Below are 25,404 nucleotides of genomic sequence, written 5' to 3' on the forward strand. Positions count from 1 at the left end.
TGTTTGGGAGGCATGGGCGATGAAGTCAATGTGCGACGCGTTGGAAAGGGTGGCGAGGGCAACGTGCGTTATCAAGCTCTCTCGAGCACTTGTTCTGCTCGCCGTTTTTGCCGCGCCCGTGTCCGCCCAGGTGCCGCCCGACGAATCGTGGCGTACGCTCGAGACAGACCACTTCCGGGTGACGTTCCCGGCCGAGTTGGAGACACTGGGGCGCCGAGCCGCCGGCATCGCGGAGCGCGCATACGACGAGCTCTCCGCTGAGTTCATCGAGGCACCGAGCGGGATGATCGACCTGCTGGTGACCGACCACATCGACATCTCGAATGGGTTCGCTCAGTTGAACCCTTCGAATCGCATTACCGTTTTCGCCCGTCCGCCCATCGATGATCCCTCCCTCGCATATATCGACGACTGGATGGAGCTCGTCATCACGCACGAGCTCGCACACATCGTGCACCTGGACCGGACGGACAACCTCGTCGGCAAAGTCGCCCGTGCATTGTTCGGGAGGGTTACGGGTCCTTGGCCGTTTTTCCCGGGAACCGGCACTCCGCGCTGGATCACAGAGGGCATCGCTACCTGGTACGAGTCCGACCTCACAGAGGCCGGTCGCGTAAAAGGGACCTTCAATGAAATGGTGCTGCGCACCGCGGCGATAGAGGGACGTTTCGAAGGTATCGGGCAGGCCTCGGGTGGCTCGCCCCAGTGGCCCAGTGGCACGAGGCAATATGCGTACGGGTCGCTCTTCTTCGATCACCTGATGACCAAGTTCGGCGAGGAGGGGATGGCATCGTTCGTGGAAGCGATCGCCGGCCAGTGGGTGCCCTACCGACTCAACGCCGCGGGGCGGGACGCATTCGGGGTCTCGCTGTCGGAGGAGTGGGATCTGTGGGCGCAGGAGCAGCACGACGACGGCGCCTCGCTCGACGCGCGGCTCGAGCGCTTCGGGCCCGTGACCGACCCCGAACGGCTGACGGAGGGGGCCCGATGGGGCTGGCACCCCGAGGTGTCTCCCGACGGGCGCTCGCTGGTCTATGTGCGATCCGACGGCAGCTCGGACACCCAGCTCTTCATGGCGAATGCCGATGGCACCGCCGGACGCACCCTGACCCGCACGAACGGGTTGGCGACGTTCGACTGGACGCCCGATGGGCGCGTGGTCTTCGCGCAGTTGGAGTACACGGACCGTTATCGAGCATACAGCGACCTGTACGTTGCGACCCGCGATGGCGCCGTGCGGAGGGTGACGCGCGGAGCGCGCTTGAGCGACCCGTCGGTCGGGCCGGACGGCGCGTGGGCCGTCGCCGTCGCCGGCGGCGACGGCAGGACGGGGCTCGTGAGCGTTGATCTGACGAGCGGGCAGCGGACGACGCTCGTGGCGTCCGAGCCAGATGTGCAGTGGGCGTTTCCGAGCGTGTCACCGAACGGGCGATGGATCGCCGCTACACGCTGGACACTCGGCGCGCATCACGACGTCGTCATACTCGATCGCAGCGGCGCGGTGGTACACGAGGTGACGACGGATCGGGCTCTGGACATGGCTCCGGATTGGAGTCCCGATGGGCGGTACCTCGTCTGGGGATCGGATCGGTCGGGAATCCTCAACATCCTCGGCGCACCGGTCGACCCGGAGACGGGCGTAGCGGGCGCTCCACTGATGCTGACCAACGTGCGCACGGGCGCGACGTTCCCGAGCATCGATCCCAGTGGTCTCTGGATCTACTTCAGCGGCTATCATGTCGATGGCTGGGAGGTCGAGCGCGTGCGCTTCGACCCCCAAGGTGCCCGCGTCGCCCCGTCGCCGGATGCACGATTCGCTTCTGCCGGTGCCGCCCAGATGCCTCCGCCGGTCGAGGGAGAGCTGAGAAACTACTCAGCCGGACCCACGCTCTGGCCCACGTTCTGGGAGCCGGTCCTGCGGGAGCCCGTGGACGCGCGTGCTCGCCAGATCGGTGAGCACTTCATACCGCAGCGGCAGTTGCTGGGCTTAGGTGTCGGCGCGCAGACGAGCGGTGTCGATCTCGTCGGCCGTCATCGCTACTCCGCGATCGGGCGGGTCTTCACCTCCGGCGGGAAAGCCGAAGGTGGAGCGTCATACTCCTTCGCCGGCCTCGGCGATCCGGTCATCCGCCTCACCGCTCGTCAGTCATGGGACGACGACCCTTCGCTGATCGCGCAGCGCGACGCCGACTCGCCCGTCGACACTCTTTTTGTGCTGGAGCGGCGGCGCAACGTCTTGGCGTCGGCCTCCTTCAGCCGACCGACCTGGCGAAGCTTGTTCCGTCTGACGCTCTCCGGCGGAGTGGTCTGGGAGTACCGGGAGCTGCTCGACGAAACGCTCGAGCCGTCCACGCGCTACACTCTCACGCGTCCGAGCTCACGGTTGAGCGACTTCAGCGTTTTCTTGACGTATTCGACAGCTCGCGCCCATTCGTTCCAGATGGGCGCGGCCCGCGGCGCGACGCTGTTCATACGCGCGCGCACGCTGAACGAGTTGAGCCTTCCCGACACCCTCGCGGGCGTGATCGGGTCCGACCGTTCCGTGGACGACGTGATCGGGCGCGCCCGGGTCTATCTGCCGCTCGCCGGTCCCGGATACGCGTCCCATGTGCTCGCGCTCCAGGGCAGCTTCGGAGTAGCCCGCGGACCCAACGCGGCAGCCGGTCACTTCGAGGTCGGCGGTGCGTCCGGAACCGCTGAGAACGCGTCGGGACTCGATCTCTTCGGCGGGGGCCCAATCTTTTTTCCGGTCCGGGGATACGACACGTTCTCGCGCTTCGGCCGCTATGCGTGGGCGGCATCAGTGGAGTATCGGATCCCGCTGGCCCTCGTGAATCGAGGCGTGGGGGCGTGGCCGCTCCACTTCGATCGCGTATTCGCGTCGGTCTTCGGCGACGCCGGAAACGCATGGGGACCCGACAGCTCCCCTGGCGGTTTCGAGAACCCCGCACGACGCGCGTTGGCGTCTGTGGGCGCTGAGGTCACCGCGGAGGTGCTGACCTTCTACAAGGTCACGATGCGGTTTCGCACCGGCGTGGCGGTCCCTCTGGTCGAAGGCGAAGGAGCGCGGGTATACATACGCTTGGGCGTGCCGTTCTAGCCATAGCAGCTACCCCCGAGCGCCTCGAAGCGTCCAAGAATCCCTTGCTCTTGGGTTCAAGAGAAGGGAGGATACCCGAATAAAGCCCGAATATACGATGGCGCTCGCTTGCTTGTCGCGCCAGCAGGAAGAAAATCTTGACCCCAAGATGTAGTGCCCCTACTATGGACCTATTCGGTATCTAGTAGCGTCGTAGGGATTTTGCACACGAGAAACCACGGCGGGAACGCTTTCCCGCCGTTTTTCAACTCTTGTTTCCACTGTTTTCCACTGCGTAGTCCACAAGGAGTCTCGACGAAACCAATGCCGCGCGTTCACAAGCCCCGTCCGCCCCGTGCGTCCGTGATCTTCGACGATGTGCTTCCCGACGATCTGCCCGCTGCGGAGCTGACAGAAAATGCCCGCATCGTCCTCGCCCGCCGCTACCTGAAGAAGGACCCGGGAGGCGAACCCAATGAAGAGCCGGAGGTGATGTTCTGGCGTGTGGCTCGGACCATCGCGGACGTCGACTCGGACTACGGAGCGTCGGAGGCCGGGGTCGACGAGGTCGCCCGTCAGTTCTACGACCTCATGATCAACGGCACGTTTGAGCCGAACTCGCCCACGCTCATGAACGCGGGCCGCCCCCTCGGCCAGCTCTCCGCGTGCTTCGTGCTTCCGGTCGACGACGCGCTCTCGAATGGTCGGAGCGGCATCTACGACACGCTCACCGCCATGGCGCTCGTGCACCAGTCGGGGGGTGGCACCGGCTTTGGCTTCTCCCGCCTGCGTCCCGAGGGTGAGACCGTCCGGTCGACGATGGGGGTCGCGTCCGGCCCCGTGTCGTTCATGAGGCTGTACGACGCGAGCACCGATGTCGTGAAGCAGGGCGGTACCCGTCGAGGGGCGAACATGGGCATCCTGCGCGTCGACCACCCCGACATCCGTGCGTTTATCACGTGTAAGAACGACACTTCGCAGATCACCAACTTCAACATTTCCGTGGCGATCACCGACGTGTTCATGGAGGCGGTGGGCAACGACGAGACGTACGATCTCGTGAGCCCGAAGCGTGGTGAAGTCGTCGGCCAGGAGCGCGCGCGCGACATCTTCGACATGATCGTCCGCGGTGCTTGGCTCACCGGCGAGCCCGGTACCTTCTTCATCGATCGGGCGAACGCATACAACCCGGTTCCGGCGCTCGGCAGCTACGAAGCGACGAACCCGTGTGGCGAGCAGCCGCTGCTCCCGTACGACGTCTGCAACCTCGGCAGCATCAACCTCGGCAAGTTCGTGAAGGAAGATGCGGCGCCGGGTGTCGATCCCGTCGAAGGCATCGACTGGGATGCATTACGGACGGTCGTCCACCTCTCGACGCATTTCTTGGACAACGTCATCGACGCGAATTGCTACCCGCTGCCGGAGATCCACGACCTTGCACAGAACATCCGCCGGATCGGGCTCGGCGTGATGGGTTGGGCCGACATGTTGGTCCGGCTCGGCATCGCCTACGACTCAGATGACGGCGTGGCGCTCGGTCGTCGCGTGATGGAGTTCGTAAACGAAGAGTCCCGCAATGCCTCCGAGAAGCTCGCGGAGACACGGGGCGTCTTCCCCGCGTGGGAGGAGTCGATCTGGGGCCCCGATGGTAAGGCTGCCACACGACCTGACGGTACCAGGGTCCGCAGAATGCGCGAACTGCGACACTGCAACCTGACGACGGTCGCACCGACTGGCACCATCTCGATCTTCGCGGGATGCTCGGGTGGTATCGAGCCGCTCTTCGCGGTCGCGTTCATGCGGAACCAGGCGGGCGTGCTCATGCCGGATGTGAATCCGGATTTCGTGCGGATGGCTGAAGAGGGGGGCTGGTACTCCGAAGAGTTGATGGAGAAGATCGCCAACGAGGGTCACATTCACTTCGAGGAGGTCCCCCAAGAGGCACAGCGGAGCTTCCGGACAGCCCACGACATCACTCCGGAATGGCACGTGCGCATGCAGGCTGCTTTCCAGGAGCACACCGACTCGGCGATCTCCAAGACCACGAACTTCCCACGTGAGGCGACCGAAGAGCAGGTGCGCGAGATCTACGAGCTCGCGTTCAGCCTCGGCTGCAAAGGTGTGACGGTGTATCGCGACGGCTCGCGGGAGCGGCAGGTGCTCTCCACGGGGAAGACGGCGCCGATCGCCGACAACGCGGAAGCCGTGGCTGGCATCTCCGAGCTCGAGCACTCCCTCGCGGACGCCCGCGAGGAGGCGCACAACCTCCGAATCGAGACCGAGCGCCTGAAGCACGAGCTGCAAGACCAGGACGTCACGCGCGGCGCGGCCCGTCACAAGCGTCAACGACCGCAGACGCTGCACGGCTTCACGATGAAGATGAACTCACCGCTCGGGGACCTGTACGTCACGATCAATGAGGACGAGACCGGCAGGCCGTTCGAGGTCTTCTGCACGTTGGGCAAGGCCGGCGGAGCTGCGAACGCGGACGCGGAGGCGATCGGCCGGCTCATGTCGCTCGCGCTGCGGTCGGGCATCCCCATCAGTCAGGTGAAGGATCAGCTACGCGGCATCTCCTGCGACCGGGCCGTAGGACTCGGGCCGAACAAGGTCCTGTCCGTGCCTGACGGGATCGGTCAGGCGATCGAGCGCTATCTGGAGGAGAAAGAGGGCATACAGGAGGCGCTGCCACTCACGACCGGCGCGATCCCCAGTACGAGCACGGCAGCGACGCAGACACAGTCGTCGAGCTATACCTCCGGCGTCCAGGCCTTCGACATGGGTACCTGTCCCGAGTGTGGCACCGGGCACCTCGCCTTCGAGGAGGGGTGTAAGAAGTGCCACGTCTGCGGCTACTCCGAGTGCGGATGAGGGGCTAGCCTCGGCAGGGTGGAGGCGACGCGCGCTACGAGCTCGGAGACCGGGTGGAGTCACCACCGCCTTGGGTCTCGGCGCGCCCGTCGACATCCCGCTCCGCGAGTCGATCGAGAACGGCCTCTTCGTGATGAAGGGAGGCGTGATCTACAAGAACGAGGGTGCGACTCGGATGCGAGAGATCCCCTGAGCATGATGGTGCTCCGCGCTCCGACCGTGCGATTCCTCTACGGAGCCACCGCGCTCCTGGTCGCCGGCTGCTTCGACGCGAACGCACCCTCCGGCCCGACTCCGGGCTCTCCTGGCTTCGACGGCCTGCGAGCGTTCGGCCTGGTCGAGAAACAGGTCGCGTTCGGGCCGCGCGTTCCAGGTGCTCCGGGGCACGAGGCTCAGCTCGACTGGATGCTCGCGCGTCTCGACTCGCTCGCTCCCGAGGTCCTTTCGGACACCTTCGGGCACGTTTCGTCCGCGGGCGACTCGCTGGTGCTGGTCAACGTGATGGCTCGCTTCCGCCCCGAGCTCGACCGGAGGATCGTCATCCTGACCCACTGGGACACCCGTCCGACCTCGGACGAGGCGGCGGACCCGGCGCGGCGATCGGACCCTGTTCCCGGCGCGAACGACGGTGGATCGGGCACGGCGGTGCTACTGGAGCTCGCCGCTCTCATGGCAGAGACGCCCCCGCCCCTCGGGATCGATCTTCTTTTCGTGGACGGAGAGGACTTCGGACCGAACGGGGAAGACATGTACCTGGGGGCCAAGCGGTACGCGCGTCAGATCGCGGTGGGCGAGCAGGTGGGTGCGCGCCCGCTCTACGGCCTCCTGCTCGACATGGTCGGCGACGCCGATCCGAGCTTCCCGGTAGAGGCCCACTCCGCTGAGCACGCGTTCGTGGTGGTGCGCAAGGTGTGGCGTGCTGCGGCTCGGCTCGGCTACAGCGCGTATTTCCCGGAGGCGGTAGCTGGTCGCATCTTCGACGACCACGTTCCGCTCATCGAAGCGGGGCTGCCCACCGCCAACCTGATCGACTTCACCTATGGGGGCGCTGACAACAGGTTCTGGCACACGCCGGAGGATCGCCCGGCCAACGTCAGCGCGGCCACGCTCGGCATGGTCGGGCAAGTCGTGACTGAGTTGGTGTATGCGGGAGGCTAGCACTCGGAGGGGACGTAGATGAGCGAAGCCACGACCGTTCGCGCCGCCGTCGTTCAGGCCGCCGCGACCCCCTTCGACCGCGAGGCGGCCGTCGACAAGGTGTGCGCGATGACCGCGCAGGCGGCCGAGAGAGGCGCGAACCTGGTACTCTTCCCCGAAGCCTACGTCGGCGGGTACCCTTGGGGCCTCTCCTTCGGGACGGCGGTCGGTGGTCGTTCCGAGGCGGGACGTCGTGTCTGGGGGCGATATTGGTCCACCGCCATCGAGGTGCCGGGTCCTGAGGTCGGGCGCATGGGCGAGGCGGCCGAGCAGGCGGGCGTTCATCTCTGCGTGGGCGTCATCGAACGCGACAGCACGTACAGCGGCGGCACGCTCTTCTGCACGCTCCTGTACATCGGCCCGGACGGCTCGCTGCTCGGCAAGCACCGCAAACTGAAGCCGACCGGCGCCGAGCGGCTCATCTGGGGCGAGGGTGATGGCAGTACGCTCACTACGGTCGAGACCGAGTACGGGACCGTGGGCGGTCTGATCTGCTGGGAGAACTACATGCCGTTGGCGCGCATGGCGATGTACGGCAAGGGCGTCGACATCTACCTCGCTCCGACCGCCGATGCGCACGAGCGATGGCAAGCGACGCTTCAGCACATCGCACTCGAGGGCCGTTGCTTCGTGCTCGGCTGCAACCAGTACGCGCGCCGGGACATGTACCCGGAGGACCTAGAGACGCGAGAGGAGCTCGAGGCGTGGCCCGAGGTGCTGAGTCGCGGAGGCTCCGCGATCTACGGGCCGCTCGGCGAACTGCTCGCCGGACCCCTCTGGGAGAAGGAAGGGATCCTGGTCGCGGATCTGGACATGAGCGCGATCGCGCGCAGCAAATTCGACTTCGACGTCACGGGTCACTATGCGCGCCCCGACGTGTTCAAGCTGGAGGTCGACGAGTCCCCGCGGCCGCCCGTGCAGTGACGTAATGCGCGTGTCGCCGACGGGAAGGCTGCGTCGGCGCGAACGTGCGATAGAGTATTCCTATTATTCGCATAATAATGCATATTGTCACTTCTCCAATTGAGTTGATGCCACAGTGAGCACGACGATGACTGCAGCTACCGTGACGAAGACCGGTGCTTTCCTGAGCGAAGTAGACCGGTTCAGCGCGCACAATTATCATCCTCTCCCGGTCGTTCTGGAGCGAGGGGAGGGGTCGTGGGTCTGGGATGTCGAGGGCAATCGCTACCTGGACATGCTCAGCGCGTACTCAGCGCTCAACCAGGGCCACCGCCACCCGGACATCATCGCCGCTGCCACCGAACAGCTCGGCAGGCTCACGCTCACGTCGCGAGCGTTCCACAATGACGTGATGGGTCCGTTCCTGAGGGCTCTGTGCGATGCCACAGGATTCGAAAAGGCGCTTCCCATGAACACGGGCGCCGAGGCCGTCGAGACCGCGATCAAGATGGTCCGCAAGTGGGGCTACAAGGTGAAGGGTGTGCCCGAGGGCAAGGCCGAGATCATCGTCTGCGAGAACAACTTCCACGGGCGCACGACGACCATTGTCGGCTTCTCGTCCGAGGCGCAGTACAAGGATGGCTTCGGGCCGTTCACACCGGGCTTCGTAGAGATCGCGTATGGAGATGCCGACGCACTCGCCGCCGTGATCAACGAGAACACCGTGGGCTTCCTAGTCGAGCCTCTGCAGGGCGAGGGCGGAGTCGTCGTGCCGCCGGAGGGCTACCTGGCGAAGGCTCGCGAGCTGTGCACCGCGCACAACGTCGCGTTCATGGCGGACGAGATTCAGACGGGCCTCGGACGGACCGGCCGCATGTTCTGCTGCGACTGGGAAGGTGTGCGCCCCGACGTGCTCATCGTCGGCAAGGCTCTCGGAGGAGGCGTGTATCCGGTCTCTGCAGCGATCGCCGACTCGGAGTTCATGGATGTCTACACGCCCGGCGATCACGGCTCGACGTTCGGAGGCAACCCGCTCGGCGCCGCCGTCGGTCTAGCCTCGCTCAAGGTCGTGCGCGATGAGAAACTCTCCGAACGTTCGGACGAGCTGGGCAGTTGGTTCATGGCTCAGCTGCGCGAGCTCGACTCTCCGCACGTGGAAGAGGTTCGCGGTCAGGGGCTCATGGTCGGTGTCGTGATCAAGGAGTCGAGCGGCACCGCGCGCCCCTTCTGCGAGGCGCTGCACGCACGCGGTATCCTCGCGAAGGAGACGCACCATCAGGTGATCCGCTTCGCGCCCCCGCTGACGATCTCGAAGGAGGACCTCGAGTTCGCGCTCGAGCAAGCGCGCGAGGTGCTGACCTAGCTCACCACTCGATCGTGCCCTGCTTGCTGGTGTCGATCTCCTTGCCGTCCCCGTCACCCAACAGCACCTGCTCGATCTGCTCGTAGAGGAACTCACGCGCCTTCCGGTCTCGCGGGTCAAGGCCGTAGTGATTGATCAGCAGCGTCTGATGCTGTAGCCAATCCTGCCAACACGACGTGCAGATTTCGGCGAGGATCCGTGCCCCGACCTCGTTTCGGAACGGAGCCTTCTCCAACATCGACGTGTCGTCTCCGCAGCGACGGCATTGGAACGTCTCGGCAGTCATCCCCTATCTTTCCTCGTGTCGGCGTGACTCTGGATCCGGAGTACCCGTGCGCGCCGGACCCGATCCCCCATCCGTCATGCCGTCGCCCTGGAGTCAACGTGCCACGCACAGCTTTCGCTGGAACCGGTTTCTACGTCCCGGACCGCGTCGTCAAGAACGAAGAACTCACGCAGTACATGGATACCTCAACCGAGTGGATCATCGAGCGCACCGGGATCGAGGAACGCCGTTGGGTGTCCGAGGGAATGACCGGTGCCGAGATGGCGCGCCGGGCGAGTGAGATGGCGCTCTCCGCAGCCGACATCGACCGAAGCGAAATCGACGCGATCGTACTTGGCACGCTCAGCCCGGACGTGTTCTTCCCGGGTACTGGTGTCTTCTTGCAACGGGACCTCGGGCTGGAAGGTGTTCCAGCGCTCGACGTGCGCGCCCAGTGTTCCGGTTTCGTCTACGGGCTCTCTGTCGCGGACGCGTGGATAAAGTCGGGTCAGTACCGGACCATCCTCCTGGTCGGGGTCGAGATCCACTCGACGGGCATCGACCTCTCGACCCGTGGCCGTGACCTCGCGGTCCTTTTCGGAGACGGCGCCGGCGCCGTGGTGCTCACCGCCACGGACGAGGAGGGTCGCGGGGTTCTGTCGACACACCTCCACGCCGACGGACACCACGCCGAGATGCTCTGGACCGAGGCCGCGGGGTCCAAGAACCACCCACGGATCTCTGCCGAAGACATCGCCGCTGGACGCCACTACCCTCGCATGGAGGGTAGAGAGGTCTTCAAGCACGCCGTGAAGCGCATGCCAGAGGTCGTCGAGGAGGCGTTGGTGGCGAACAACCTCACCGCGGGCGATATCGATCTTCTCATTCCCCACCAGGCGAATCTCCGCATTTCGCAGATGGTCCAGAGAAGGTTGGGTCTCGAGGATGATAAGGTCGTGAACAACATCCAACGGTACGGGAATACGACTGCTGCGACGATCCCGATCGCCCTCGCTGAAGCGGTCCGGGACGAGCGTCTGGAGAGGGGCGACTTGCTCTGTCTGGTCGCCTTCGGCTCCGGTCTCACGTGGGGTTCTGCCCTCGTGCGGTGGTAGTTAACTTGATAGGCTACCATTCGCACGCAGGAAGGCGGGTATGGCCCTCACGAAAAAACGGCTCGCGCATCTCGAGAAGCGGCTCCTCGATGAGAGGGCTCGCGCGCTGAAGGCGCTCGGACTTTTCGATGAGATGGCGAAGGTGGATCGTGAGTCCGGCGACTCGGACTTGGCTGTGTACACGGATCATATGGCGGACCAGGGCACGGAGGCGCAGGAGCGCGAGAAAGCGGCTGTCTTCGCGACCAAGGAGGGTCGGTATCTCTACCGCGTAGAAGAGGCGCTGCGCAGGTTGTACAACGACCCGAAGACTTTCGGCAACTGCCACACGTGTGGCGCAGATATCGGCTTCAAGCGGCTCGATGCGCTGCCGCATGCGCGCTACTGCATCGACTGCAAGCGGAAGGAAGAGGCGGTGGTTTAGGCGACCACTTTTACTGACTCCCAATCACGGCGAGTAGCTGGTCTCCCAGAACGTCCATCCGCCATCGACGCATACCGGGCATCGCCGCGAGAGCTTCGCTGCTCGTCGGGGCTCCGAGGGCGACCTCGAGCAGTACCGTGTTCGCGAGCAGCGTCCCCCGCGCCAGCCCGAGCTCGTCCGCCTTCTGGTTCCGCACGTCCTTGAGCCTCTCGGCGAGTTGCTCGACCTCGGGGGGCGGGCGCCCTGGCCCGCCGCCCTTCTTGCGCGGGTACGGTTGGAGCTCGGTTTCCGGCATGTCCACGACGGCTCGAAGCCGCCTCACGAGTTGATGACCCTCCGCTTTGGCGAGGCCCCGAGGGAATCCCTTGATGGACGTGAGTTCCTCGGGCCGTCGCGGACGCATGGCGACTACATCGATCAGTGGTCCGTCGCCCACGATCCGGAAGGGCGCCTTGTCGCGTTCCCGTGCCAGCTCGTCCCGCCAGTTCAACGCCACCCTCAAGGCCGTGATCTGCCGGCGCGAGAGATCGCGGGCCCCCTTCACTCGCGTCACCGGATCCCTCGGTTCTGCGTTCTCCTCGGGCACCTTCGCGGACTCCTCGAGCGCGCGGCACTCCTCCTCCACCCAAGCGGAGCGGCCGGCTCCGGCGAGTTCCTCTCCCAACTGGTCCCGGAGGCCGATGAGATGGCCGGTGTCGGCCGCGGCGTAGTCGAGCATGCCATCTGTGAGCGGGCGCTCCGCCCAGTCCGCACGCTGGTACTTTTTGCTGAGCTTCACGCCGAAGCGATCTTCCAGCAGCGAAGCCAAGCCGAGTGATTCGAGTCCCAGGAGCGACGCCGCGATCTGTGTATCGAAGAGCCCGTGCAGTTCGATGCCGAGGTCGCGGTGAAGGAGCCGCAGGTCGAAGTCAGCGCCGTGCATGATGACCTCCCGCTGCGGGTCTTCCAGCGTCTCGCGCAAGAGATCCGAGGGGTCGAACGCAAGCGGATCGACCACGTATGTCGCAGCGGCGGTCGAGACCTGAACGAGGCAGAGCCGGTCTGAATAGCGATGGAAGCCAGCCGCCTCGCAGTCGAGCGCGATACTCCCCCCCGATCTCAGATCGTCCGCGAGGCGGTTGGCGTCGCTGTCGCTTTCGATATGGATGTAGCTCATGCGCCTGAAGCATCCCGACGTGACAATGAAAACGAGCGGCGCGAAAAAGAAGCGGCGCCGGCCGTCGGGCGCCACCCCCGGGTGTTGCCCCCCCTCCGGGTGGAGACCACAATTCGTGGACCCGCCGCCGGCGGGACGGCTCCGCCCTTTTCCTGGTAGCGATTCATGCTCCGTACCAAGGTGGTCTGCACCCTGGGCCCCGCGAGCTCCTCACCCGAGATGATCCTCGAAATGGTGAAACGGGGCATGGATCTCGCGCGCCTGAACATGTCGCACGGGAGTCGCGACGATCATCGGGCGTCGATAGCCGCAGTGCGTGCGGCTTCCGGGGAAGTAGGACGTCCAGTCGGCGTCATGGTCGATCTCTCGGGTCCGAAGATCCGTGTGGGCGAACTCGAAGCTCCGTTACAGCTCGAGGCCGGCCAGACCGTGGTGATGGCTCCGGAGAAGAGCGCCACCGGGAGAGAAATCCCGACGACGTATGCGCCACTCGCTGAGGAGATCGAGCCGGGGGACCAAGTACTGCTCGACGACGGTCTGCTGGAACTCCGTTGCACTGCCACGGAGGGTGATCGCACCAGGCTGGAGGTGGTTCGAGGGGGGCTGCTCAAGCCCCGCAAGGGTATCAACCTGCCGTTGGTCAACCTGCGTACCCCATCCCTTACCGAGAAGGACCTCTCTGACCTGGACTTCGCCCTCGAAGAGGGTGTCGAGTACATCGCGCTCTCGTTCGTACGGTGCGCCGAGGACGTCGTCGACCTCAAGCGTCGAGTGGGGAACCGGGCGTTGGTCGTGGCGAAGATCGAGAAAGTCCAGGCGTTGCGCGCGATCGAGGAGATCCTGCCCGAGACGGACGCCGTGATGGTTGCCCGGGGGGATCTCGGGGTGGAGCTCCCTTTCGAGCGCGTGCCGCTCGCGCAAAAACGCATCATCCAACTCTCAAACTTCTACGGTCGGCCGGTCATCACCGCGACGCAGATGCTCGAGTCGATGATCGAACATGCCCGTCCCACGCGCGCGGAGGTTTCCGACGTCGCGAACGCGATTCTCGATGGAACCGATGCGGTCATGCTGTCCGGCGAGACCGCCGTGGGGAAGTTCCCGCTGAACGCTCTTGAGGCGATCGTGAAGATCGGTACCGAGATCGAGCGCAGCGGGTTCCTGGAGCGTGGACCACGTTACCTGACTCATCCCGGGCTGCGCTCGCGCGGCGGCGCCTCACCACGCGAGCACGCCGTCGCGGCCGCGACCGTGGATGCGGTTCGCCGGGTCAATGCTCCCGCGATCATCGTGCTCACGAAGTCGGGCTTTTCGGCCCGCCTCGTCACGTCGTACCGGCCGACGGTGCCGGTCTTCGCTGTCACGCCTGACGCGCACACGTATCGCCAATTGGCCGCAGTGTGGGGGGTCCGCCCCGTGCTGGCCGAGCGACTCGAGATGAGCTACGAGCGCCAGGCGGAGTTCGGACGGCAATGCGTGCTGGACGCCGGTGTCGGTGAACCGGGCGCGTCCGTCGCGGTCACCGCCGGCTTCCCGTTCCATGAGTCCGGATCGACGAACACGATGCGCCTCGAGCGCCTCTAGAAGGCTGATCTTGAAGCTGACCTTTCTCGGTACCGGCACTTCTTTCGGCGTTCCGGTCGTGGGGTGCGACTGCAACGCCTGCACTTCAGACGATGCTCGCGACCGACGCACACGCCACGGCGCGGTCGTCGACGTCGACGGACGGCGACTGCTCGTCGACACGCCGCCCGAGCTCCGTCTCCAACTGCTCGCATCCGGGATCTCCGATATCGAGGCCGTCTGGTTCACGCATATGCACGCCGACCATGTGCACGGCATCGACGACGTGCGGATCTTCACGGTTCGTGGCCGGGGTGACCTGCCCGCGTACGTGGCATCCGAGTACCGGCCGATGATCGCGCGGTACTTCAAATACATCTTCGACGACGCGTACGAACCGCCGACGGGCAGCTCGAAACCACGAGTCCAGCTCAAGGAGATCGAGGCGGGCCGGTCGGTTGAGATCATCGGTCAGGACTTCGTGCCCTTGAAGGTGCCTCACGGCTCGAGCTCGGTGTACGGCTTCCGCGTCGGTAGCCTCGGATACATCACGGACGGCAAGAGCCTCCCGCCCGAAACGCTTGCGGCTCTCGAGGGAGTCGATGTGCTGGTGCTGAACGCTCTCTGGTTCGGGCGTCCTCATCCGTCGCACTTCAATGTCGAAGAAGCGATCGAGGCCGCGCGGGAGGTCGGCGCGGCGAGGACGTACCTGACACACCTCACGCACAGGGTGACGCACGCGGAGCTTGAGGCGCGTCTACCCGACGGCGTGTTGCCGGCGTACGACGGTTTGACAGTGGAGATCGACTAGTGGACGCGATCCGGCTCGACTATGGCAACTTCATGGCACCGCGCCTGCCCGGCGGTGTCGATCCGAGCACGCTGTCGGGTCGCCTGACGTTGGCGTTCGAGACGGCGCTCTCCGCACTTTCCGCTTGGCGCGAAGAAGGCGACCTGGGCTTCCTGGATCTTCCGTACGCGACCGATAGTGTCGCGCGGGTCACCGAACTGGCGGACGGGCTCGGCCAGTCGTTCGATGACATCGTGGTGCTCGGGATCGGTGGTTCGGGCCTCGGCGCCATCGCATTGCGCGACGCATTGCTGGGACCGTTCTGGAATCAGCGTTCGGCTGAGGAGCGTGACCACTTCCCCCGGCTTCACGTTCTGAGCAATCCGGACCCGCACACCTTCCGGCGCCTGATGAAGCAAATCGACCCCGCTCGAGCGCTCTTCAACGTCGTCAGCAAGTCGGGCGCCACTGCAGAGACCATGGCTCAGTACCTGGTCGTGCGTGAGCTGCTCGACGGGCTCGTGGGACCGGACAATGCGCGGAGCCATTTCCTCTTCACGACGGATTCCACCAGCGGCGCACTGCGGCGGATCGGCGACGCCGAGGGGGTCGCGATGCTGCCCGTGCCGGACAACGTGGGCGGGCGCTTTTCGGTCCTCTCGCCGGTCGGACTTCTGCCTGCCGCGGTGTGCGGCGCCGACATCGGGGCGTTGCTCTCGGGAGCGGCCGAGATGGAGTCCCGGTGCCGCACGAACGCCCTGAGCTCGAACCCGGCCGGCATACTCGCGTGTTTGCTGCACCACGCGGACACGGGACAAGGTCGTCCGATCCATGTGATGATGCCGTACGCGGACCGGCTGCGCTCCACCGCGCTCTGGTTCCAACAGCTCTGGGCCGAGAGCCTGGGGAAGAGGACGACGCTTTCCGGAGAAGATAAGCCCACCGGCCCAACACCGCTCGCCGCGCTCGGTGCGACAGATCAGCATTCGTTACTCCAGTTGCTGATGGAGGGCCCCGCCGACAAGGTCGTGCTGTTTGTCGCGGTCGACGATCCCGGAGCTTTCGTGCTCATCCCCCAGCGGCATTCCGAAATCGATGCGCTGTCGTACCTCGGCGGGCACTCCCTCGGTGAGTTGCTGGCCGCGGAGCACACCGCGACGGCCGAGGCCCTGCGGCGTGCGGGGCGTCCGAATGCGACGATCCACTTGCCGGCCGTCAACGCCCACGCGCTCGGCCAACTCATCATGCTGTTGCAGATCGCCACCGTGCTCGCGGGTTCACTCTACGGCGTGGATCCGATGAACCAGCCTGGCGTCGAGCTCGGAAAACAGCTCACCTATGGGCTCATGGGGCGAACGGGCGTGCCGGCTCCCGAGATCGCCGAGGCCGACCCGCGTTGGGTGCTGTGAGCGCTTGCAACTCGTGGTCGGACTAGTAGATAGCTGGTGCCGGCGTCGTTAGATTCGAATCCAGAGTTGGGTTCACTTCGAGCCCGGCTGAGCGTGGTGGGAGGCAGGCATGCGTGATCACGACGAGGTTCCCTACATCGTCATCGAAAGAGATGGCGGCAGCCAGGTCGGCTCCTTCGTCATAGGAGCGCTCGTGGGTGCGGGGTTGGCGTTGCTTTTCGCTCCCAAGTCGGGGGCGGAGACGCAGGAAGCGTTGAAGGAGCACGCGCGGCGTCTTCGCGGTACCGCCGAGGAGCGGATGCGCGAGGCCCAGAAACAGCTCGAGGAGCGGTTGGATGTCGCTCGAGAAGGCGTGCAAGAGCGGGTTGAGTCGGTCAAGAACGCGGTGGACGCCGGCCGTGAGGCGGCCCGCGAGGCGCGGGGCGAGCTCGAGAAGAAACTCGAGACGTCCAAGGCGGCGTATCGCGCGGGCGTCGACGCCGCTCGGGAAACCGTCGCAGCCGGTGCCGAGGGTGACGAAGACGCGGCGGAGGCAGGGGACTGACTCCCTCCCTTCGTGCCAGCAGCCCGTGGTGGCGCGTCTCTCTCTCCGCGAAAGGGCGCAAGCGCAACATCGCTCCGAGAGACCCGCGCCACCGCGGGCTGCTTGGCGGCGTCGAGTCGTCGTTCCGACGCCGCGGAGGGTGAGGACCCCCTCCGCGGCGCTTCGTCTTGGGGCGTGCACGGTCTCATGACCGCGGCGCGCCCGGTCCCGCGACATCATCGGTTCGGCTACCGCGTGCGAGAGTTCCTCCTCCGCCTCTGGCAGAAGTCCTTCGAGGATGAAGTCTTCTTCATGGCCGGCGCCATCGCATTCAACGTGCTCGTCGCGCTCGTGCCGCTCTTGATCCTCGGCATTGGGCTTACCGGGTACATGCTCAGCGCTCGCTTCGGTGACCCGACGGACGCGGTGCTCGCGCTCGTGGCAGACAACCTTCCCCAAGCCGGCGACGGGGTCGCGCTCGTCGAGGCCTTTCGCGCACCCGTGTCCTCCCTCGTCGAGAGACGCACGGGCTTCACGGTGTTCGGTGCACTCTTCCTCGTCTGGATCAGCACCAGGCTCGTCGCAACCCTACGCGTCGCTCTCCGGGAGATATTCGACATCGGACAGCAGCGCGGAGTCCTGATGGGCAAGCTCTTCGATATCCTGGCGGTCCTGATCGGCGTCTCGCTGCTGACGCTGAACCTGGGGGTGACCGTGGCGTTCGAGGTCACGATGGACTACGGCGTCGGGCTCGTTGGCGTCGATGGCAACACGTTCTCGCTTCTGGAGCGGTTGCTCGGGCACGCGCTGGCTCTCGGCTCCATCTGGACCCTCTTCCTCATCGCGTACCGGTACTTGCCGGCACGCCGGATTCCCTGGCGGACCGCGTGGGTTGCCGCGACGTTCTCCGCGCTGGCGCACGAGGCTCTCAAGTGGGCCTTTTCCTGGTACGTGACAGAGATCGCGGACTACGGCTCCACGCTCGGGAATCTCGCAACCGTCGCGGTGCTGTTTTTCTGGATCTATTACGGGTCGATAGTGTTTATTTTGGGCGGCGAAGTGGCCCAGGTATACACCATGCGAAAGGCGAGTCGAGCCGGAGTGATGAGCTTCGAGGCCGGGCCGTGAGAAGGCTGATCGTGTGCATCGCGGGCGTTGCAGCGATGACCCAGCCGGCGTCCGCTCAGCTCTTCGACTCCGACATCGGCGACTTCTCGTTCTCGTGGGATGCCGTGGAACGCGAGGTCGTGGCCGATCGTCCCCTGGTGCGGCACGACGGTCCCTACGTCGTGGTGCATCTGGCGGAGAATCGCGTGTTCGTCTTCGAAGGAGCTCGCTCGCTTTGGTCGGCACCGGCCGGCACAGGTACCGGGTTCCGACTCGACACCGGGGAACATCGGTGGAAGTTCTCGACACCGCGCGGGCTGTTCCGGATCCAGCGCATGGAAAAGGATCCTATCTGGGAGGCGCCCGACTGGCATTTCGTCGAGGCGGGCGTTCCGATTCCGCCCGACAACGATCCTTCTCGTCTCATGCCGGGCGTGATGGGGAATACCGCGATCTACCTCGGCGACGGCATCGCGATCCACGGCACGAATCAGCCTGAGTTGCTGCTCGACCCAGACCCGGAAGCGCGGCGCGTGTCGCACGGCTGCATCCGGCTCACGAACGAGGCCGCGCGCACGCTGATGGGCATGGTCGACGTCGGTACACCGGTCCTGGTGTTCTGACGATGGCCCGCTATGCCTCCGAGTCGGGGAGAAAGGTTGTCGCACGGAATCGAAAGGCTCGGCACGAGTTCCAGATCCTCGAGACGTTCGAGGCGGGTATCGAGCTGAAGGGTCCCGAAGTGAAGTCCCTGCGAGCCGGAAACGTCTCGTTCCAGGATGCCCACGCGCGTGTGCAACGCGGGGAGTTATGGCTGCACAGCTTGCACATCAGCCCATACGAACAGGCGAACCGATTCAACGTAGACCCCGTGCGCGCCCGGCGACTCCTCTTACACCGTCATGAGATCCGGCGTCTCGTCGGCAAGATCAAGGAGAAGGGGCTGACGATCGTTCCGCTGGAGATCTACTTTGCACGAGGCTACGCCAAGGTCGGCCTGGCGCTCGCCCGCGGAAAGAAGCTGTACGACAAGCGCGAGGACCTGAAGCGGAGCCAGCAAGACTTGGAGGCGAGGCGCGCGATGCAGTCTCGATGACAGAGATGACAGATATAGTCTCGATGACAGATGAGCGTGCGATGAAGCGAGACGTGGCGGGACGGATTGGGCTTGCCGTCGTGACGCTTCTTGCCACGGTTGCGGCGGGTCCGCTCGCGGGTCAGGGGGTCCCTGAGCTGAGGATCGAGCGTGCCGAAGGTGCGGTGGACGTGCGTACACTCGATCTCGAAATGGGCTTCGCCGCGGTCCGCCTCACGCTCTTCGAGGAACTCGGTTGGGCCGTGGCGGAGGTCGAAGGGGCGATCGCGATGCTGGGACCCCACGGGGTCGCGATCTCACTCACGATCGGGTCCCCCTTCTTCACCTGGGACGACGATGTGCTTCAGCTCGCGGACATTCCGTATCACGACGCCGGAGAGACCCTGGTTCCGGTCCAGTTGCTCGCGGATTTCCTACCCAAGCGCTTGCCTGAGCTGTACTCCTTCGACGGGCCCACTCTGACGCTGCAGGCCGCACAGCCCGAGGATTGGCTTGGCACAACCGTGGTGCAGTTGCGTCCGGGCGCCGAGGCGCCGGGTGCGGGACGCTACGAGGGTCCGCGGGTCGTGGTGGTCGATGCCGGGCACGGCGGGGGTGATCCAGGAGCTCTCGGCCTGAGAGGAGTCCCGGAAAAGAGCGTCGCTCTGGGTATCGCGCGGGCGATCGCCCACCTGCTCGAGCGTGAGCCCGACTTCGAAGTGTATCTCACGAGGGACGACGACACGTTCGTGCCGATCTGGGACCGCGGTGATCTCGCGACCGCATGGAAAGGGGACCGCCCTGGGGTCTTCATTTCGATCCACGCGAACTCGTTACCCACCCGCCCCTCAGCGCGCGGATTCGAGACGTATTTCTTGGCCGAAGCGAGAAACGATCACGAGCGTAGGGTCTCGGCGATCGAGAATGCGCCTCTGAGCGCCGGGGGACAGGCTGTTGACCCGGATGCGGAGCCCGACCTTGGATTCATCCTGCGTGAGCTGAAGGCTCTCGATCATCAGCACTGGTCGTCGATGCTCGCCGAGATGGTCCAGACGGAGATGGCCAAGTTCCACCCGGGCCCGAACCGTGGCGTGAAGCAGGGCGTGCTCGCGGTGCTCACCAACGCACTGATGCCCTCTGTGCTCGTCGAGGTCGGCTACCTGTCGAACGAGGACGAGGGGCCGCTGCTCGGCCAACCCACTTTCCAGAACGAAGCCGCGAGATCGATCGCCCGCGCGGTCGTCAGGTTCTTCGAGCGGTACCCTCCAGGCAGCGGGACCGGAGGACCGGGAGACGGCGTGTGAGCCGGCGCGGCGCCGGCCTGCTCGGCGTCATGCTCTTCGCAAGTGGCTGTGCGTACTACAACGCCATCTACAACGCGGAGCGGTCCTACGACGAAGCGGAAGCCCATCGCCGAGCCGGTCGCGACTCGCTCGCGAGCCAACGGTATCAAGATGTGGTCCGGAAGGCCGCCCGTGGGTACCGCAGAGACCCAGAAGGGGAATGGGGGGATGATGCGCTTTTCCTGCTCGGCCGAGCGCGTCTTCGCCTCGGGGAGATCAGAGCCGCGCGTGCGGCGCTAGAGGAGGCGGCGGAGCGATCGGAGGATGCCGAGCTGCGGCTCGCGGTGCTCGTCTACCTCGCACTCGCACACGTGGAATCCGGGGATCTGGAAGCCGCGCTCCCCCTCGTCAATCGTGCGTTGGGCGGATTGAGCGTGGGACCGGCTCTGGCGGAAGCGCACCTGCTTCGCGGTCAAATCCTGCTCTCCCAGGGCCAGGCGGACGACGGGTGGTCCGACTTGGATCGAGCGCCCGAGCTCGATGCGCGCATTCGCGTCGAGGCAGCTTTGATGCGACTGCGTTGGGCGATCCATTACGATGAGCTCCCGCGCGCGGGAGAGGCCTTCACGCTCTTGCTCTCGTATTCGGAAGCCGGGGAGCGGCTGGATACGGTAGTGGCGCTCGCCAACCGAGCCGCGGAGGAATGGAGTCCGGAGGTGGTTGCGAGGCTCCTGTCGGGCGCGGACACCGCGCGCTGGGGAAGGGTCGGGCGTGGTCGGATAGCGCTCGGCAGGGCTCGCCTGCTCCACCGAGCGGGTGACACCGCCACGGCCAACGCAGCCGCATGGGCCGTCGCGCGCGGCGTGGGGGTGGTAGCCGCGGAGGCCCGGGTCCAGATCGCGCGCTGGCGCCTGGAGCTGGCATATGATCTCGCCGAGCTCGATGAGGTAGAGAAGATTCTGTTGCCTGCCGAAGAACATCAGGGTGTCGCGCCGCTCCTCGACGCTTTGGGCGCGCTCGACGACTTAACGGGCGTCGGACTCACGGATCCGCTCGGGTGGTTCGCGGCGGCTGAGATCGCGCGGGACGACCTGGAGGCGCGTCCCTTGGCCCGGGGATTGTTTCTCGCTTATGCCGACGCCGATCCGGACGATCCTTGGGTGCCGAAGGCACTGCTTGCGGCGCTCACGGTTGCGTTCGACGACACCGATCGTGCCTGGCTTCTCGGGCGTCTGGAGACGCATGCTCGGAGCCCGTACGTTCTGGCCGCACGGGGCGCGCCCGCGCCGGGCTTCGAAGCGCTCGAGGAGGATTTGGCGCTGCGTCTGAGGGAGATGAAGAACCGATGAGGTTGGAGACCGAGCTGTTCGGCGTCCGGTTCCAAAATCCGGTGCTTCTGGCGGCAGGCACGTGCGGTTTCGGTCAAGAGTTGAGTGAGGTCGTCGATCTCGAATCGCTGGGCGGCTTGGTGACCAAGTCAGTGACGGTGGAGCCGCGCGTCGGGAACGCGGCGCCCCGGGTGGCCGAGTTCGGCGGGGGGATGCTCAACTCCATCGGCCTCACGAATCCGGGCCTCGCGCTTACCAAGCGTGAAAAGCTGCCCTGGCTACGAAGCAACGTGCGCAACGCTCAGGTGCTCGTGAGCCTCGCTGGTCATACGGTCGAGGAGTACTTCGAGCTGATCGAGGGCCTCGACGGCGAAGACGGCTTTCTCGGCTTCGAGGTGAACCTGTCGTGCCCCAACGACGCCAAACGAGGTGGCCCGCCCTTTGCGCTCGACGTCACCGCCGTCGCCGAGATCCTCGCGGGGTGTCGGGTGCGAACCCAGCGGCCGCTTCTCGCCAAGTTGGCCCCCAACGACCCGGATTTGGCCGGGACCGCGCGCGTCGCCACCGACTCGGGTGCCGATGGTCTTACGCTCGTGAACACTCTCCCAGGTCTCCTGCTACGTAGTGATACGGGCGAGCCCGAGTTGGGAGCGGGGACGGGGGGAGTGAGCGGTCCCGCGCTCAGACCGGTCGGCTTGAGGGCGGTGCAAGAGGCTCGGAAGGCGACGGACCTGCCTCTCCTAGGCGTCGGCGGAGTGCTGGCTGCGGAGGACGCGGTCGCCTATGCCCGTGCGGGGGCCTCGCTCGTTCAGATCGGGACCGCCACGTTTGCTGCGCCCCGCGCGGCAGAGATGGTCGTGGCCGGCCTCGCGAGCTGGGGACGCCGGCACCGAGTCGGCGCGTGGACCGACCTGATGACGGAATCCCCCAACCGAGAGAGTGCGTGGCAGACGTAATCGTGGCGCTGGACTACCCGTCGGCGGAGGAGGCGCTCGCGATGGTCGAGCAGCTGGGTCAACCGGCGACGTTCTACAAGGTCGGACTCGAGCTGTACACTCGTGGTGGCCCCAGCGTCGTCGAGTCGCTGGCCGCCCTGGGCAAGCGGGTCTTCCTCGACCTCAAGCTGCACGATATCCCCAATACGGTCGCAGGCGCCGTGCGCTCCGCTTCGGAGTTGGGCGTGGACCTCTTGACGGTGCACACCGCAGGGGGCCCCGCGATGCTCGAAGCGGCGGCAGAGGCGTCCGGTCCCGACATGCGGATCCTCGGCGTAACGCTGCTGACCTCTCTCACGTCGACCGATCTGGAAGTCGTTTGGGGAAGGGAGATCCGATCGATTCGGGAGGAGGTCGGGCGGCTTACCGATCTGGCTGTCGCGTGCGAGCTCGACGGAGTCGTCGCGTCGGCCCTGGAGGTTTCATGGATACGGAACCGCGTCGAGCAGGACTTCCTGGTGGTCACGCCCGGAATCCGGCCCACGGGGGCCGATCGAGGGGATCAGAGGCGGGTAGCCACGCCCGCCGACGCGGTCTCGGCGGGTTCCGACTACCTGGTGGTCGGGCGGCCGGTCACGCAGGCCGACGATCCGGTTGCGGCCCTGGCGGCCCTGCTTGCCGAGCTGGGGTCGGATGACTCTTAGGGTCCACAACACCGCCACGCGATCGCTCCAGGACTTCGAGCCGCTCGAGGCCGGTACCGTACGTGTGTACGGCTGCGGCCCAACGCTCTACGACGACGCGCACATCGGCAATTTCCGAACATTCCTCTTCTTCGACCTGGTGCACCGCTATCTGGAGTGGAGCGGCTACGACGTCCACTTCGTCATGAACCTCACGGACGTGGACGACAAAGTCATCGAGTCGGCCGTCGAGTCGGGGATGACGGTCACCGAGAAGACCGCGCCCTTCGGCGAGGGCTTTCTCGCAGATTCGAGGACGCTCGGCATCCGCCCGGCCGAGTGCTATCCCAGGGCGACGGACTACATTGGGAGGATGGTCGACTTCGTGCAGCGGTTGGTCGACGGTGGGCACGCATATCCCGCGGACGACGGAGCGGTGTACTTCTCGATTGCGAGCTTTGCGGATTATGGGAAGCTGAAGGGCATCGACACTTCGACGCTCAAGGTGGGCGCACGCGTCGCGCACGACGAGTACGACAAGGAAGATGCCCGCGACTTCGCGCTCTGGAAGGCCGCGACGGCCGAGGACGAACAGGTCGGGGCCGCGTGGGATTCTCCATGGGGCCGGGGTCGGCCGGGTTGGCATCTCGAATGCTCGGTGATGAGCACGACCGAGCTAGGCGACACCCTCGACATGCACCTGGGGGGTGAGGACCTCGTCTTCCCCCATCATGAAAACGAGATCGCACAGTCTGAGGCTGCGACCGGGCGTCCTTTCGTTCGAAACTGGATGCATGTGAAGCACTTGTTCGTCGACGGCAAGAAGATGTCGAAGTCCCTCGGCAACTTCATCACGCTGCGTGAGCTGCTCGACGAAGGTCACGACCCCGCGGCGATCCGGCATCTACTCATCTCGTCACACTACCGCGGAGACCTGAACTTCACGCGGCAGGGTCTGGAGGCCTCGGGCGCCGCACTGCAGCGCCTGCTCGACTTCGAGAGCCGCTTGAAGGGGATCGCTGTGGACGCCACCGCGGATCCGTCGGGGCTTCCCGAAGCTGCGAACCAGGCGCTGGAGTCATTCCGTGCCGCCATGGACAACGACTTCAACTCGGCTGACGCGCTCGCGGTCGTCTTCGTGTTCGTCAGCTCGGTGAACGCCGCATTGGACGGCCACGGGGCGGTTTCGGCGTCGGATCGTGATGCCGCGCTCGACGCGCTCCACTCCATGGACGCGGTGCTCGCGCTACTCGAAGTCGCGCACGCCTCCCGGGCAATTGACGACGAGCTGGCCGCCTACGTCGAGGGGAGGATCCAGGAGCGTACCGAGGCGAGGGCGAACAAGGACTTCGCCACCTCGGACGCGATCCGGGACGAGCTGGCGGGCAAGGGCATCGTCCTGGAGGACGGTCCGGATGGGACTCGGTGGAAGGTGGTGGGATAGATGTGAGTCGAGACCCGGAAGGCCCCGTCGGCGCGTGGGATGAGCTCGAGCGCCGTCGCGTACTTCGAGTCGCGGTGGCATACCTGGCCGCGGCTTTCACCATTGTGCAGGCAGCAGACTTGTGGCTGCCCGGCCTGAGCGCGCCCGACTGGGCCGTCCGCTTCGTGTTGGGTGCCGCGGTGCTGGGGTTTCCGGTCGCTATCGTGCTAGCGTGGACCTACGATGTTTCGCCTGAAGGCATCGAGAAGACGCCGGAGGATGCAACCGCCGACCCGACCTACGACGCGGGTCCGGGAAGGCTTTGGGCCGCGTTCGTGCTAGCGGCCGGCGCAATAGGTGCCGTGCTCTGGACGATGCGTCGCTGACCCGTAGCTTTCTTGCCCGCGCTGGCGTAGCTCAACTGGTAGAGCAGCTGATTTGTAATCAGCAGGTTGGGGGTTCGAGTCCCTTCGCCAGCTTGCCTCGATTCACAGCCCTCTCGGGGCCGAGAGACCCATGCGATCAGGCGCTTTTCGGCCCTTTACGCCTCCAGCGACCCGAGTTACCTTTTTATGCTCGTTCGCAAAAGGCCGCCTCAGTCGCCTGGGGGCGGCTCTTTTCCGCATTTAGGAGGTGGTGCGGAGAGGTCGGCCGGGCGCCCCGATGGGACGGTTCGGGTGCGAGAGCCGGTGGGGTACCGAAGCGGTCAAACGGGGCAGACTGTAAATCTGCTGGCATAGCCTTCGGAGGTTCGAATCCTCCCCCCACCACTTCGTGTCTCGCTGACAGAAGAGGATAGGGGAGGCGCTGCGGGAGTAGCTCAGTTGGCTAGAGCATCAGCCTTCCAAGCTGAGGGTCGCGGGTTCGAGTCCCGTCTCCCGCTTGTAGCGAAGCAGCTGACTAAAAGAATCG

At 65.5% G+C, this 25,404-nt stretch carries 22 protein-coding genes and 3 tRNA genes; 23 read left to right on the plus strand and 2 right to left on the minus strand.

Going from position 1 to position 25,404, the window contains the following annotated elements; translation table 11 throughout:
- Positions 1–19: 19 nt before the first annotated feature.
- The 5 genes from IIB36_03170 to rocD all read left to right on the plus strand — a co-directional run bounded on the left by IIB36_03170 (position 20) and on the right by rocD (position 9,413).
- A complete protein-coding gene (locus tag IIB36_03170) occupies positions 20–3,100 on the plus strand; it encodes a PD40 domain-containing protein (GenBank protein MCH7530748.1) in 3,081 nt (1,026 codons plus the stop codon).
- 357 nt (positions 3,101–3,457) lie between these two features.
- On the plus strand, positions 3,458–5,950 hold the full coding sequence (locus tag IIB36_03175) for a vitamin B12-dependent ribonucleotide reductase (GenBank protein MCH7530749.1): 2,493 nt from the start codon (positions 3,458–3,460) through the stop codon (positions 5,948–5,950).
- Positions 5,951–6,145: 195 nt separating this feature from the next.
- Positions 6,146–7,108: a M28 family peptidase gene (locus IIB36_03180; GenBank protein ID MCH7530750.1), complete on the plus strand. Its 963-nt coding sequence runs from the start codon at positions 6,146–6,148 to the stop codon at positions 7,106–7,108.
- Positions 7,109–7,126: 18 nt separating this feature from the next.
- Entirely contained in the window at positions 7,127–8,071 is a 945-nt protein-coding gene (locus tag IIB36_03185; protein MCH7530751.1) for a carbon-nitrogen hydrolase family protein, read from the plus strand.
- A gap of 127 nt (positions 8,072–8,198) precedes the next feature.
- The gene (gene rocD / locus IIB36_03190) at positions 8,199–9,413 is read left to right on the plus strand and encodes an ornithine--oxo-acid transaminase (GenBank protein ID MCH7530752.1); all 1,215 of its coding nucleotides are present in this window, start codon (positions 8,199–8,201) and stop codon (positions 9,411–9,413) included.
- A gap of 1 nt (position 9,414) precedes the next feature.
- Here the strand turns inward: rocD and IIB36_03195 are convergent, their stop codons facing one another.
- Positions 9,415–9,699, minus strand: coding sequence for an oxidative damage protection protein (locus IIB36_03195; GenBank protein ID MCH7530753.1), 285 nt, complete (start codon positions 9,697–9,699; stop codon positions 9,415–9,417).
- 98 nt (positions 9,700–9,797) lie between these two features.
- Between IIB36_03195 and IIB36_03200 the strand changes: the two genes are divergently transcribed.
- Positions 9,798–10,793 carry a ketoacyl-ACP synthase III gene (locus IIB36_03200; GenBank protein MCH7530754.1) on the plus strand — a complete coding sequence of 332 codons (996 nt, stop codon included), beginning with the start codon at positions 9,798–9,800 and terminating at the stop codon, positions 10,791–10,793.
- A gap of 40 nt (positions 10,794–10,833) precedes the next feature.
- On the plus strand, positions 10,834–11,217 hold the full coding sequence (locus IIB36_03205) for a TraR/DksA C4-type zinc finger protein (GenBank protein ID MCH7530755.1): 384 nt from the start codon (positions 10,834–10,836) through the stop codon (positions 11,215–11,217).
- A gap of 10 nt (positions 11,218–11,227) precedes the next feature.
- Here the strand turns inward: IIB36_03205 and IIB36_03210 are convergent, their stop codons facing one another.
- A complete protein-coding gene (locus IIB36_03210; protein ID MCH7530756.1) occupies positions 11,228–12,373 on the minus strand; it encodes an HRDC domain-containing protein in 1,146 nt (381 codons plus the stop codon).
- Between the two features lie 165 nt (positions 12,374–12,538).
- On the opposite strand from IIB36_03210, the gene pyk reads away from it, so the two are divergent.
- The 16 genes from pyk to IIB36_03290 all read left to right on the plus strand — a co-directional run bounded on the left by pyk (position 12,539) and on the right by IIB36_03290 (position 25,375).
- Complete coding sequence (gene pyk, locus IIB36_03215) at positions 12,539–13,957, plus strand: pyruvate kinase (GenBank protein MCH7530757.1); 1,419 nt, start codon at positions 12,539–12,541, stop codon at positions 13,955–13,957.
- A gap of 10 nt (positions 13,958–13,967) precedes the next feature.
- Entirely contained in the window at positions 13,968–14,747 is a 780-nt protein-coding gene (locus IIB36_03220) for an MBL fold metallo-hydrolase (GenBank protein ID MCH7530758.1), read from the plus strand.
- On the plus strand, positions 14,747–16,135 hold the full coding sequence (locus IIB36_03225) for a glucose-6-phosphate isomerase (GenBank protein MCH7530759.1): 1,389 nt from the start codon (positions 14,747–14,749) through the stop codon (positions 16,133–16,135). The genes IIB36_03220 and IIB36_03225 overlap by 1 nt, the downstream gene beginning before the upstream one ends.
- 109 nt (positions 16,136–16,244) lie before the next feature.
- Entirely contained in the window at positions 16,245–16,679 is a 435-nt protein-coding gene (locus tag IIB36_03230; GenBank protein MCH7530760.1) for a YtxH domain-containing protein, read from the plus strand.
- Between the two features lie 102 nt (positions 16,680–16,781).
- Positions 16,782–17,786 (plus strand): YihY/virulence factor BrkB family protein, encoded by a 1,005-nt coding sequence (locus IIB36_03235; GenBank protein MCH7530761.1) that lies wholly within the window; start codon positions 16,782–16,784, stop codon positions 17,784–17,786.
- On the plus strand, positions 17,783–18,388 hold the full coding sequence (locus IIB36_03240; GenBank protein ID MCH7530762.1) for a L,D-transpeptidase: 606 nt from the start codon (positions 17,783–17,785) through the stop codon (positions 18,386–18,388). Before IIB36_03235 ends, IIB36_03240 begins: the two co-directional genes overlap by 4 nt.
- 2 nt (positions 18,389–18,390) lie before the next feature.
- Positions 18,391–18,861, plus strand: a complete 471-nt coding sequence (gene smpB, locus IIB36_03245) for an SsrA-binding protein SmpB (protein MCH7530763.1) — start codon at positions 18,391–18,393, stop codon at positions 18,859–18,861.
- Between the two features lie 41 nt (positions 18,862–18,902).
- Positions 18,903–20,144: an N-acetylmuramoyl-L-alanine amidase gene (locus IIB36_03250; GenBank protein ID MCH7530764.1), complete on the plus strand. Its 1,242-nt coding sequence runs from the start codon at positions 18,903–18,905 to the stop codon at positions 20,142–20,144.
- On the plus strand, positions 20,141–21,472 hold the full coding sequence (locus tag IIB36_03255) for a hypothetical protein (protein ID MCH7530765.1): 1,332 nt from the start codon (positions 20,141–20,143) through the stop codon (positions 21,470–21,472). Before IIB36_03250 ends, IIB36_03255 begins: the two co-directional genes overlap by 4 nt.
- Positions 21,469–22,407, plus strand: coding sequence for a dihydroorotate dehydrogenase (locus tag IIB36_03260; protein ID MCH7530766.1), 939 nt, complete (start codon positions 21,469–21,471; stop codon positions 22,405–22,407). The genes IIB36_03255 and IIB36_03260 overlap by 4 nt, the downstream gene beginning before the upstream one ends.
- A complete protein-coding gene (gene pyrF, locus IIB36_03265; protein ID MCH7530767.1) occupies positions 22,374–23,090 on the plus strand; it encodes an orotidine-5'-phosphate decarboxylase in 717 nt (238 codons plus the stop codon). The genes IIB36_03260 and pyrF overlap by 34 nt, the downstream gene beginning before the upstream one ends.
- Positions 23,080–24,513, plus strand: a complete 1,434-nt coding sequence (locus IIB36_03270) for a cysteine--tRNA ligase (GenBank protein MCH7530768.1) — start codon at positions 23,080–23,082, stop codon at positions 24,511–24,513. Before pyrF ends, IIB36_03270 begins: the two co-directional genes overlap by 11 nt.
- Before the next feature lie 2 nt (positions 24,514–24,515).
- Positions 24,516–24,878 carry a hypothetical protein gene (locus IIB36_03275; GenBank protein MCH7530769.1) on the plus strand — a complete coding sequence of 121 codons (363 nt, stop codon included), beginning with the start codon at positions 24,516–24,518 and terminating at the stop codon, positions 24,876–24,878.
- A gap of 20 nt (positions 24,879–24,898) precedes the next feature.
- A tRNA-Thr gene (locus tag IIB36_03280) sits at positions 24,899–24,971 on the plus strand.
- A 209-nt stretch (positions 24,972–25,180) separates the two neighbouring features.
- A tRNA-Tyr gene (locus IIB36_03285) sits at positions 25,181–25,262 on the plus strand.
- Between the two features lie 39 nt (positions 25,263–25,301).
- Positions 25,302–25,375, plus strand: a tRNA-Gly gene (locus IIB36_03290).
- Positions 25,376–25,404: the final 29 nt, after the last annotated feature.

This window comes from Gemmatimonadota bacterium (assembly GCA_022560615.1).
Classification (GTDB): domain Bacteria; phylum Gemmatimonadota; class Gemmatimonadetes; order Longimicrobiales; family Gaopeijiaceae; genus UBA1138.